At 61.2% G+C, this 11,819-nt stretch carries 10 protein-coding genes; 6 read left to right on the top strand and 4 right to left on the bottom strand.

Features of this window, described 5'->3' with window-relative positions:
* Both VEK15_27915 and VEK15_27910 read left to right on the top strand, forming a co-directional pair.
* Positions 1 to 2,301, top strand: a 2,301-nt coding sequence (locus tag VEK15_27915; protein ID HXV64556.1) for a protein kinase, incomplete at its 5' end; no start/stop codon positions are given.
* A 193-nt stretch (positions 2,302 to 2,494) separates the two neighbouring features.
* Positions 2,495 to 2,827 carry a hypothetical protein gene (locus VEK15_27910; protein HXV64555.1) on the top strand — a complete coding sequence of 111 codons (333 nt, stop codon included), beginning with the start codon at positions 2,495 to 2,497 and terminating at the stop codon, positions 2,825 to 2,827.
* Positions 2,828 to 2,830: 3 nt separating this feature from the next.
* Here the strand turns inward: VEK15_27910 and VEK15_27905 are convergent, their stop codons facing one another.
* Entirely contained in the window at positions 2,831 to 3,763 is a 933-nt protein-coding gene (locus VEK15_27905; GenBank protein ID HXV64554.1) for an aldolase/citrate lyase family protein, read from the bottom strand.
* Between the two features lie 338 nt (positions 3,764 to 4,101).
* Here VEK15_27905 and VEK15_27900 point away from each other — a divergent pair, with 338 nt between their 5' ends.
* Together VEK15_27900 and VEK15_27895 are read left to right on the top strand one after the other, a co-directional pair.
* Positions 4,102 to 5,439, top strand: a complete 1,338-nt coding sequence (locus tag VEK15_27900; GenBank protein HXV64553.1) for an EAL domain-containing protein — start codon at positions 4,102 to 4,104, stop codon at positions 5,437 to 5,439.
* Positions 5,440 to 5,488: 49 nt separating this feature from the next.
* On the top strand, positions 5,489 to 6,874 hold the full coding sequence (locus VEK15_27895) for a GGDEF domain-containing protein (GenBank protein ID HXV64552.1): 1,386 nt from the start codon (positions 5,489 to 5,491) through the stop codon (positions 6,872 to 6,874).
* 36 nt (positions 6,875 to 6,910) lie between these two features.
* Here the strand turns inward: VEK15_27895 and VEK15_27890 are convergent, their stop codons facing one another.
* Together VEK15_27890 and VEK15_27885 are read right to left on the bottom strand one after the other, a co-directional pair.
* Positions 6,911 to 7,405, bottom strand: a complete 495-nt coding sequence (locus tag VEK15_27890) for a hypothetical protein (GenBank protein HXV64551.1) — start codon at positions 7,403 to 7,405, stop codon at positions 6,911 to 6,913.
* A gap of 15 nt (positions 7,406 to 7,420) precedes the next feature.
* Entirely contained in the window at positions 7,421 to 8,551 is a 1,131-nt protein-coding gene (locus VEK15_27885) for an AI-2E family transporter (GenBank protein HXV64550.1), read from the bottom strand.
* 325 nt (positions 8,552 to 8,876) lie between these two features.
* Between VEK15_27885 and VEK15_27880 the strand changes: the two genes are divergently transcribed.
* Together VEK15_27880 and VEK15_27875 are read left to right on the top strand one after the other, a co-directional pair.
* Positions 8,877 to 9,935, top strand: a complete 1,059-nt coding sequence (locus tag VEK15_27880; GenBank protein ID HXV64549.1) for a potassium channel protein — start codon at positions 8,877 to 8,879, stop codon at positions 9,933 to 9,935.
* Positions 9,936 to 10,098: 163 nt separating this feature from the next.
* Complete coding sequence (locus VEK15_27875; GenBank protein ID HXV64548.1) at positions 10,099 to 10,749, top strand: LuxR C-terminal-related transcriptional regulator; 651 nt, start codon at positions 10,099 to 10,101, stop codon at positions 10,747 to 10,749.
* 99 nt (positions 10,750 to 10,848) lie between these two features.
* Here the strand turns inward: VEK15_27875 and VEK15_27870 are convergent.
* The coding region (locus tag VEK15_27870) for a Fic family protein (GenBank protein HXV64547.1) at positions 10,849 to 11,819 on the bottom strand (971 nt) is incomplete at its 5' end.

The following is an 11,819-nucleotide window of genomic DNA, read 5'->3' as shown; positions in this document are numbered from 1 at the left end:
AAGAAAGGCCCATTGCGGCTCGACGAGGCCCTCGAGTATGGAATCCAAATCGCAGATGCGCTGGACAAAGCGCATCGCGCTGGGATCGTGCATCGCGACCTGAAACCCGGCAACGTGATGTTGACGAGATCGGGGGTGAAGCTACTGGATTTCGGGCTTGCCCGGCTCGTGGCCAGCGAACCGCGATCCGACTCGTCCGATGTCCCCACTCGGCAAAAGGATCTCACCGGGGAACGAGCCATCCTCGGGACGCTCCCGTACATGTCTCCCGAGCAGCTCGAGGGCAAGAGCGCCGACCCGCGGATGGACGTGTGGGCGTTCGGAGCCGTTCTCTACGAAATGGTCGTGGGAAGCAGGGCCTTCGACGGGACGAGTCAGGCGAGTCTGATCGCGGCGATCATGAGAGGCTTGGACGATCGGCCTGCCCCAACTCGGGCAATCGAGCCTCCCTTGTTGAACGAGGTGATCCGTCGTTGCCTCAGCGTCGATACCGAGCGCCGCTGGGCGTCGGCAGCGGACATCGCCCATGTGCTGTCGTGGCTCCGTTCGAGCATGCGCGACCCCGCTCAGCCAGTGGCCGGCTCCCGAAAGCGCCCTACGTGGCTGAGCGCGACGATCGTGAGCGCGGCGTTCCTGGCGGGATGGGTCGCGAGCTTGTTTTTCCGACCGACGCCGTCACCCACGGCTCCACGCGAGCCGCGCATCGAGCTCTCGATCCCGCTTGGCGCCGAGGAAGACTTCGCACGTGCTCCTTCCCTTGCCGTCTCCTCCGACGGACGACTTCTCGTCTACGAAGGCGTCCGCGAAGGCGTTTCTCAGCTCTTTCGTCGGTCCCTGGACATCTCCGAAGTCGTGGCCCTGCCCGGTACCGAGAACGGGTCCGCGCCGTTCCTGTCTCCCGACGGAAAATCGTTGGCGTTCTTTTCGAGTGGGAGTCTCAAGAAGGTCTCCCTGGACGGAGGGCCGGTCGTCACCCTCGCGAGCGGGCGCGTGGGCGGCGGTGGAAGCTGGGCCGCGGACGGACGAATCGTCTATGTCGAAAACCGGAACGAGCTCAGAATGGTGTCCGCCAGCGGGGGTCCGTCGACATCGGTGAAGATGGACGTCGCCGAGGAAACGAGCGTTGCGGACCCGCTTCTCCTGGATGACGGAAAAAACATTCTCTTCACACAGGGCTCGTCGGGACAAGAGCAGGTCGCCGTGGGCTCCATGGCGACTGGAGAAGTCCGAGTCCTTACGAGTGGAAGACGTCCTCGGTTATCGGCCGATGATCATCTTCTCTTCGTTCGAGACGCGGCGGTCTGGGCGGTCGGATTCGACTCCGAGCGGCTCGAGCTTCGCGGCGCGCCGATCCCCATCGTGAACGGCGTTCTCGACGTGTTCTCGGCGACGTTCGATGTGTCGTTCAGCGGAGCGATCTTCTTTGTCCCTGAAGAGAGCGAGCGTGCCCTCGTATGGGTCGACCGCGAAGGACGGTCGACGCTCCTGACGACCACGAGAGATCGATATGGTTCCCCCCGGCTTTCTCCCGATGGGACACGCGTCGCCGTGGAAACTCACCTCAAGGATATCTGGGTCTTCGATGTCGAGCGAGGCAGCCGTGCCCGACTGACGGTCGAATCGGCGACTGGAATGAATACCGTGCCGGCCTGGACGCACGACGGCAAGATGGTGACGTTTTTCAGGCTGCATGAAGGCGTCAGCGCGATCTGTACCGCTCCCGCCGACGGAAGCCAACCTCCTGAGCCCATCCTGCTCCGAGACAACTGGCCGATCCCGGGCTCGTGGTCTCCGGATGGTCGGACACTCGCGTTTCACGACTTGCCCGCCGGCGGGAATCGCGACATTCTCGTATTCATCCCCGGTAGCGGGGAGCCTCCGCAGCCGATTCTGGCGACCGCTTTCAACGAACGCTCTCCCGCGTTTTCTCCGGATGGCCGCTGGCTCGCCTACGTATCCGATGAGTCCGGCCGCGATGAGGTGTACGTGCGAGCTTACCCCGGCCTTGGCACCAAGACGGCCATTTCCACGGAGGGCGGCGTGCAACCCGTCTGGTCGCCCCTGGGTAACGAGCTCTTCTATCGGCATCGGGAAGCGATGATGGTCGTCGCCATCGAGACGGCGGGAGAGCTTCGTTCCTCCAAACCGCGCCTTCTCTTTCGAGGTCGCTACGACTTGGGAAACCCCCACAATCCGAGCTACGGCGTGTCACCCGACGGGAAGAAGTTCGTGATGGTCCAGGAGGCGGAAGAAGGCGTACGCCGCTTCGGAGTAATCCTCAATTGGAACGTTTCTAATTAAGAAGACGTTTCCGCAGAAATTTCTTTGGGCATTCCGGTAACTAGTCCGGCGAAAGCGACCAGACGGTAGGTCACATGGATCACATATCGAATGAACACGTGCTCGTCGAGCAAAATCCATGTACAATGTAAAGATACATAGCTTCCTCTAGCCTTCCCCACACGCCCTGATACCGCATCGAAGGGGGTGTGCTATGACTGGCAAGCTCGTTGCGGCGCTTGGTCTCGTCGTTGCGGCGCTCGCGGCCGACAGCATCGAGTCAGCACGAGAAAGCTCCGTGCTCATGATCGCGGAGGACGGGCAACGCTACCTCGTCGATCCGCACGAGACGCTCGGCGAGGCGATGACCCGCGGGGCCGCCGCTCAACATGACGAGGAAGGCCACTGCGTTCCCGAGACGCTGGAGAAGAAACCGCCGGGAAGCGTTGCCTGCACGTGCTACGAAGTGACCGAATGCAAGGGCAACGAATCGCGTCAGTGCAAGCGCCACTGCCGGAAAGACCTCTGCGAGTGCTGCGCGATCTGATCGTTACCAGGGCCTCGGCCTCTTCGAGTACCGCCGGCCTTTCTCGGCAGCCTCACGGTTGCCGGAACCGATCATGACGCCCTCGTCGATCATGGCTTCCACGTTGTCGGGATTCACCGCGTTCAAAAAGTAGATTCCCGCCGCCTGGGTGGCCTTCAACACCCGGGAGCGGGCCTCCTGCATCCGTTCCGGCCACGGACCCGGCTGGCGGCTCGTGATGCCGTACGAAAAACCCATGTCCCCCGGACCCCATTCGGCAAAGGCGATGCCGGGAATCCTCGTCGAGGCCTCGGCATTCTCGAGCGCATGACGGTCCTCGATCTTGAGGCCAAGGAGGAGCTCGCCTTCCGGGTTCAGCGGCCAGGGATCGGCGACGCGCAGGTATTCCTCGTTCGAGATCCCCCAAATCTCCGCGGCGTAGTCCTGACTTCCGCTCCCGCGCAAGCCTTCTTCGAGTCCCGCCCCCACGGCTTGGAGGTGAAAGGGGTAGCGTGCGGCCTGGACGAACACCTTCGCGGCTTCCGGAGAGCGAGCATGGCACAGGAGAACTCCGTGTACCCCAGCGGCCAGCACCTGTTGAACGACCCAAGAGTTGGCGCGCATCGAAGCCTCGTCGAGACCCAGAACCGGCAAAGACACGATGACCGCCGGAGTTCGATGTCCACTCTCCGTCGGCCCGCCGTCGACGAGACCTCGCATGAACTCGCGGAGCTTCGTCATGTCGAAGGCGCCGTGCTCGAGCTCATAATTGACGTAGTCGGCCCAGGTCCGACCGAGCTCCCTTCCCTCCTCGTATCCTCCCCGGGTGGAGGTGTAGTAGATGGGTTGGGTCTGCTCGAGAAGCTCGACCGCCTTGTTGATACGCTTCGCTTTCGCCTTCCCCAGAGCACCGGATGCGCTGAGAACGACGGCAAGGAAGAGAGCCACGTTTCTCATGAGTGTCCTCCTCGAACGGATTGGCTCGATGATACTAACAGGCGACGACAGCAACCGTGCGGCGTCCAGGACCTGGCAGCAAAAGCATCCTCGGGAAAGTGCCAATTGTGTGTGGCTCTCTCGCGATCGACGTGGGGAAACTACCTCGCCGGAGTCTCTCGACGATACGAACCGACAGACAAATGCCCTTTGAAATCAATGGTTTTCCGCCTTCGAGCTGCGGTAGGCGCTCTGGTACGCATTTTGCCTCTGGATGAGCAAAATCGCCTCTGCGCGGCACTCGAACAACAGGGTCCGCGCTGGACGCCGGGGAATTATCGAGAAGGTCAAACGCTAAGATGAACAGCAACATTTCGAACGGCGTTGCGGGACTCGACCCACAGCTAGAGAAAACGTCCCACGAGTCAGATGGGAAGCTCGTAGCCAGTCCTCTTCCCGCGTACGAGGAGCTGGCCGACGAGCTGAGCCTATCCCTGGTTCGCAACGGTTACTTGGCCTGCATCCTTCTCGATGTCGCGGACGGCATGCACCTGCGTCAGGAGCGCGATGCGCTTCTATACTCCCGCCTGATGGATCTCGTCATCTCCGAGATCCGTCAGCTGCGCGGAAATCGTCTCCGCGCCGGCGATTTGCTTGCGGTCACCGAGGCCGAGGGAGAAGCGGTACTGATCTTCCTGATACCGCGTCAGGAAAGCGGCCAGCCGACTCCCGAGCATCTGCGGGAGATCGCGGCGCGCATTCAAACGGCACTGATGCAACGGCTGGCCCGCGCGAAGTGGTCGCCCTGCCCGTTTCCGCTAAGAGTGGGTTTCTCGTTCGGTATTCACAACCCGCTCGTTCACGCGAAGCTCTCGCTGCGACGCATGGTGGACGAGGCACGGAAGATGGCACGACTCGACTACGAGCTTCGTGAGGCAGAGAGCAAGCAGCGTCTCCAGCACGTGATTCTGAGCGGTGAGATCTCCATCGTGTTTCAACCCATCGTCGAGCTCGGAAACGGTGCCATCTACGGGTTCGAGGCCCTCAGCCGGGGGCCCAAGGGTACGCAGATGGAGAGTCCGCTCGCTCTATTCGAACAAGCGACCACCGCGAATCTCCTCTTCGAGCTCGATCACGTGTGCCGAAAGCGAGCGATCCGAAGCAGCGGTCGACTCGCCGCCGGCCACCAGCTCTTCATCAACACGCTGCCCTTCTCGGTACGTGACCCTCATTTTCGAGGGAAGTATCTCCTCGAGCTCTTCGAAGGAACCAACTTGAGGCCAGAACAGATCGTCCTTGAAGTTACCGAGCAGATTGCGATCGACGACTATGCCGGCTACGTCGACGAGATGCGCTACTTCTCCGACATGGGCTGCCAGTGCGCCATCGATGACGTCGGGGCGGGCTACTCGGGCCTGGAAAAGATGCTTCAAATTCGACCCGACTACTTGAAGCTCGATATGCACCTGATTCGCGGGATCGACGGCAGTGCCGTCAAGCAGGAGATCGTCAGGGCGTTTCAAGTCATGGCCCGAAAAATAGGCGCGCGAATCATCGCCGAAGGCATCGAGACCCGAGAGGAGATGAAAGTTCTTCGCGATATGGGATTGGACTATGGCCAGGGGTATCTCATCGGCCGGCCCGCCGCCGGATTCGATGTGAAACATCAGGCCGAGCTTTATGCGGGAGTAGTTTGAACGTACTCATGATCCGTCATCCGGGGAGTCGAATGTTGAACCAGTTGAGATGCGAAGGTCTCCGACCGATCCAGCCGCGGCTCGCGGGAACGGCGCCACCGTTGCCCTCCGCCGCAAGGTGGACGAAGGGACGAACCTCGTGAACATGACGCTCGTCCTGCTCGTCGCGGGATATCTCTCGCTCCTGCTCGCGCTGGTCGTAGCGCTGCTCAACGTTTCTCGCCACCGCCGCCTCCACCGCGAAGTCGTCGCCGCGCTGGCGGAGGCGGAGGCGGAAACAACCAACGTCAAGCGAGAGGTCCGTGAGATAGAGCGTCATCGCCAAGTTTTCGGTCGGTTTCTCAGCGAGCTGGCACCGCTCACCGACCAACTCCACAACCGACTGAACCCCCGCCAGATTCCCGCGCTTCTGATGAAGATCGTCGTCCGAAGCTTCGAGCCCTGGCAGGCCATCGTGCTCGTTCGACGCAAGCGAGCCCGTACCGAGCCGGACCGCGACAGCCGCTTCGTCGTCGCGGAGATCGCCAGACCGGAGCCGGGTTTGAGCCGCGGCGCCGAGGTTTACGTCGGCGACGACGAGCTGGGCCTGGTCGCGGAAGCCCAGAGGGTAATGACGAGACAGGACCTCGACAACGCGGCGGTCGAAGCAAGGGCGAAGGGTGCGGGAGGGATCCGGCAGGGGTTTCGACCCGACCTCGTGGCCCCCATCGTCGTCAACGAGGTGACGATGGGGCTCATCATCATGAGCCAGCCAGTTCTCCATCCTGAAGCCTGTCGATCGGCGATGCGCCTGATCGCACGTCTGGGAGCCATCACGTTCCAGAACGTGATGAGCTACACGGAGATGAGACAGACTGCCGAGCTGGACGGCCTGACCGGGCTCTATTGCAAGCAGTACATGACGGTCGCCCTCGCCGAGGCCATCGCCGAGGCCCAGAAGAATCTGGACACGGTGTCGATCTTCTTGTTCGACGTGGACCACTTCAAGAACTATAACGACGTCAACGGCCACGTCGCCGGCGATGCTCTCCTCAAGCTGCTCGCCGGCCTCGTTCAAGACAACATACGTGAGACCGACCTCTTCGGCCGGGTGGGAGGAGAAGAATTCCTGGTGATCTTCCCCGGTACCGCGCCTGCCGACGCTCGGACGGTCGCCGACAAGATCCGTCAGAAGATCGAGGAATATCCTTTTCGTCATCGGAGCCGACAGCCTCTCGGCCACTTGAGCGTAAGCGGTGGCGTCGCCGCATTTCCCGACGACGCACTCGACAGCGCGAACCTCATGCGGGAGGCCGATAGAGCCTTGTACAAGGCCAAAGGCGACGGACGAAACCGCGTTCTTCGAGCGGAACCGCGGTTTATCGGTGAGACCGAGCAAGAGCCACAGCCCTCGATGCTCGACACCTGGGCGGGAGAGCGAATCGGAGACGAATGAAGCCCGATTTCGGCGCGGACGAATGGACAGAGAGAGCTAAGACTTTTTTCGAAAACGTCGGACGAAATGAAATAGCCACCCGCCGGTGTAAGCGAAATACAGTCCGAGTAACCACCACATCGCCGAGGCGTCGAACCCGCGATCGGGCGTCAAATTAGCGTCAAAAGCCAGCTTCACCGTGACGATGAGCACCGTGATCGTCGCGACGCCGAACCACTCCATCTGTCGTGCCATGAAGTCCATCGTGGCCTCCCGTCGCTCGGGTGATAGCCAATACCGCCGGTTGGGGAGATTGAACCACGTCGCCGGCAGGATCTTGAAGAAGTTCCCGATCCCGCCAAAGAGGACCACCACGAGCAATAACATTACGCCCGAGAGAGTGAAGAACCCATCTCGGGACTGAAATCCGCTCGGCCGACCCGAACCGTCGAAACTGGAGGCCATCGGATCGGGCATGAGCGCATAGTAGCGATGAAGCAACACCGCCCCCACGGCGGCAAGCAGGAGCAGAATCCATCGGGAACGTGACATGGAATCCGAAAAAGATCAGACCAGTTCGGCCATATAGCGCGTTTTCACGAGCCGCCAGAAGACGACAATGAAGGCCGTCAGTGGAATCGCAAGGATCATGCCCGCAATTCCGTCGAATGCCGTTCCCCAGAAGAACAAAGCGAGCATGATGGTCAAGGGATGAAGACCGGTCCTGCCACCCATGACCTTGGGGGTTAGGTAGTAACTCTCGACGAGCTGTACGATGACGAAAACGACGATGACCAAAAGAAGCGTGAAGGCACCGCCGTCGGTTTGAAAGAACGCCGTGGGAAGCGCGATCGCGAGTCCGATCATGCTTCCCAAGTAGGGGATCAGGTTCAGCAACCCGAGAATGAGGCCGAGGATGAATCCGAACTGAAGACCGGCGACCATGAACCCCATGGCGAAGAGGATGCCCTGCCCCATCGCGACGATGAGCTGGCCGCGGAAGAAAGAGACGATGATGTCCATGAACTGGGAAACGAGATAAACCACGTCCTCTCGCGTCTGTTGCTTGAGGAAGGGCAGGTAAGCTTCGAGGTCTTTGGGCAGGGGCGGAACCACGAGGAAGAACGCAAGGTAGACGGGGAGGACGAACCAGCTCAACGCCGCGGCAACGGTTCTGAAAGCGCTCGCACCGGCGGAGGCCGCCGAGCGAAGGCCGCTTTGCACCGCCGACCAGATGGCGCCCGCTTGCCCTTGCAGGAACTCCTGGAGGTTACCGGCCAGTCCATGCTCGTCCCAGAATGCTTTGACTTGCGGCCAGTTGGTTTCGACGCTCTCGCGGATACGATCCGCGAGCTCGGGAGCCCTCCCGGCAAGCTCTGACGCTTGTGAGACGGCGAGAGCGCCAAAGAACCACAGGGAAAGCGCAAAGGGAAGCAGAAACGTCAGGAAGACCAGCGCGACGGAAGGCGCCACCGACAAGCGAAGCCTCTGGTTGAAGAGCTCGTATACCGGCCTCAGCACCAGAGCCATGATCATCGCGACGAACAGGGGCATGAACACCCTGGAAAAGACCGCGACGAAGCGAGCGAGTAGAAAAAACGACGCGAGAACGACCGCGAGAATGACGCATGCCGAGAGCAACGTCAGTGCTGCGGCGACGGTCGCCGCTTGGCGCCGGCTCAGCTCGATATCGATCACGGCCAATCCATACTTCTAGTGCTCAATGCCGTGGCGGGACCCGCGATCACCCGGCCGCCACGGCTCGGCCTTTGCGGCGCTGCGCGCCGATCTCGCGGCAGACGTTTTGGCCACCGCTCGGCAGGCTGGGCTGTACTTTTTCATCAGCCTGTGCTCAATGCCGTGGGGGGGATGAACCCCGTCGTCCAGTATCGAAAGAACGCCGGGGGACTTCTGGACTCTTTTTGCGAACCTGTCAACCAAGAGCGGGGTGCGCATTTCTGCCGCGGTGTGACAGATTACCATTTTTGCTTGCGCCGGTGCCGGATTAAACTCTCCAGCTCGGATGGACCCCACGTCGCCTTCGTCTCTCACGGAGCAGCTCCGCCCTTTCGTCCGGCGCTTCTCGTTCGCGGCATTTTACTTCGTAGTAATCGCCATCCTCGGTACCGCCGGTTTCGTCGTTTTGGAAGACTGGAGCTGGTTCGACGCGTTGTACATGGCCGTCACCACCGTGAGCTCGGTCGGCTTCATGGAGGTCCATCCCCTTTCCCCGCAAGGTCGGATTCTGGCTATGGTTCTCGTAATTCTCGGCGTCACCGGGTTGGGTCTCTGGTGGGGCCTCACGACGGCCCTCATCGTGGAGCTCGACCTCGGTGGCTGGTTGAGGAGTCGGCGCATCATGAATCGAGTCTCGAGGCTGAAGAACCACTTCATCATTTGCGGCGGCGGCAGGATGGGAAGCGTCGTGATGGCGGAGATGCGACACTCGAGCCGTCCCTTCGTCGTGGTAGAGAAGGCAGCGGAGCGCGTGGCGCGCGTTCTCCAGCGCCACCCCGACGTGCTCATCCTCGAAGCCGACGCCACCCAGGCGCAGACGCTCCTCGATGCGGGGATCGAGAGGGCGTCAGGACTCGCCGCCTGTCTCACCGACGACGCCTCCAACCTCTTTTTGTGCCTCACGGCCCGCGGCATTCGGACGGATCTCACGATCGTGGCTCGAGCCTACGACGAGGAGTCCTTCGACAAGCTTCGCCGGGCGGGAGCGGATCACGTGATCTCCCCGAACATCACCGGCGGGGCCCGTATGGCCTCGATGCTGCTGAGGCCCTCCGTGGTCAGCTTTCTCGATGCGGCCTTGACCGGTCCCGACGACGTCACGCTTCATCTCGAGGAAGCCGAGATTACCAACGGCTCGAGCCTGGCGGGGACGACGCTACTGGACGCCAGGATCCCGCAGCAAACCGGTCTCATCGTGCTCGCGGTTCGAAAAGGTGGGCTGACGGGCGAAGCACGCTACAACCCCGGACCAGAAACGAAGCTCGACGCGGGGGACGTCGTCATCGTCCTGGGCCGTCTCGAGCAGCTCGAACGGTTGCGGCAATACGCGGGCGACGGGCGCTGACCGGGTCAGGGCTCCACGGACCGTTACGAAACCTCGGTCTCCCACGCCAGATGTCATGAATCCAATAGGGTTCCGAGTTGAAAGGTCCACTTTCATTAGGTAGAATCCATTCTCTTTTCTCAGACGGACGGGGGGATCCTCTGCGGGTCTCGAGAGGACTGAGATGAATGCGTTGGAAATCGTCAAGAGGGCGGCCGGCCCCGCGATCGCGACGGACGAAAAGAGCCGGATCGTGGGCTGGAATCGAGCCGCGAGGGAGCTTCTCGAGTGCTCGACGGGAAACGATCTGGAGCGCGAGCCTCTCAACGCTGTGCTCGAGGCCCGTGACGTTTTCGGGAATCGTCTCGACTTCGCGCAATTCCCATTCCATCAGATGGTCACCCGAGGCGAGCCGGTCAACGGTTTCGAGGTCAACGCCAGGAAGCAAAACGGGGAAGCCCTGCGACTCCTGGTCTCCGTCGTCGTGGTACTCGGTCCGAAGCGGGGCGGCTACCACCTCGTTTATCTCATGCGACCGATCTATCGGCGGAGAAAGGCAGACGAGGCCATCGAGAGAATCCTGGCAAACTCGGCCTACGGACGACACGTGCTGGACCGGTCGAACGGAGACGGCGGTGACGTCCCTGAGCTCACCCGACGACAAACCGACGTGCTCCGATTGCTGGCCCAGGGCCACAACAACGAGGAGATCGCCGAGCTTCTATCGGTAAGCGTCTTCACCGTAAGGAGCCACGTCCAGAGCGTTCTCGACAAGCTCGGGGTTCATAGCAAAGTGGAAGCGGTTTCGCGGGCGTTCCGCGATCACTTGATTTAGCGAAGCGCCGTCCGACGAACTGGTCGCTGAGATTGCTTCTGAAGAGTGATCGAAGTGCGCGACAACGACGTTACGCATCGCGAAGATTCCGGCTCGGGATCACGATGATCTTTTCGGCACTTCTGGCAGTGGTTCTCCGGCGAGCCGGTTTTCCACCAGATCCGACAGGAATTCAGTGAACGGCCGGATGTCTTCGCCGACACTCGAGCTTTCAAGGGCTGCCATATAGGCGTCGCGCTTCGCGACCGGCACCACTATCCAGGGATATCCGCCCGCCGCCATCATCACGTTCATCAGGAATCGTCCCATACGCCCGTTGCCGTCCATGTAGGGGTGAACGTAGACGAATACAAAATGCCCTAGGACCACCCGAACTGCGGGATTGGTTTCACTACGGAGAAGCTCGAAGAAAGCGGTCATTGCATCAGGCACCACATCCCGGTTCGGAGGAACGTGCATGGATTTCCTGATGTGCACCTGGTCATGCCGATAGCCAGCCAAGTCAGCCGGCCTGAGCAGACCCGCAGTCACGCTCGGCGCGAACAGTTCGCGGTACCACGCGCGGTGGTCTTTTCGCGCGACCTCTCCTGGATTTTGCCCTCCCAGAACTTTGACGATGCTTTGTTCGACAGTCTCAAAAGCTAAAAAATATCCGCGCGCGGCCATCGCGTCGCGCTGGTCGCGATCTCGTTCGTTCAACTCGGGATTCCATGCGCCGCGGCGCACACGCTCTATGAGATCCACCGAGACGCGATATCCCTCGATCGAGAGCGAATGGTACGCGTCAGACGCATAGGCTTCGTCGACGCGCTTCATGTACGCTTCGGTGTTCTTCGGAAGCCCCGGTGCTTTCGGGAATCGCTCGATGATGGGCTCGCGCATTTTCTGCCACAAAAGCCTGACGCGACCCACATAAGGCGATGGCTCACGAGGCACAAGCGCGAGAGCGGGGCGATCCTCAAACGGGTCGCTCTCACGGACGTCGTAACCTGCTGTCGACATCGTGTTGACGATTTCGTTCGCCGTGTCGTCTTGGCCGTTGTTGCGAAACGCCCCCGCCAGCCGACCCG

This window comes from Vicinamibacteria bacterium (assembly GCA_035620555.1).
GTDB lineage: Bacteria > Acidobacteriota > Vicinamibacteria > Marinacidobacterales > SMYC01 > DASPGQ01.
This window is presented reverse-complemented; position numbering and strand designations above follow the sequence as displayed.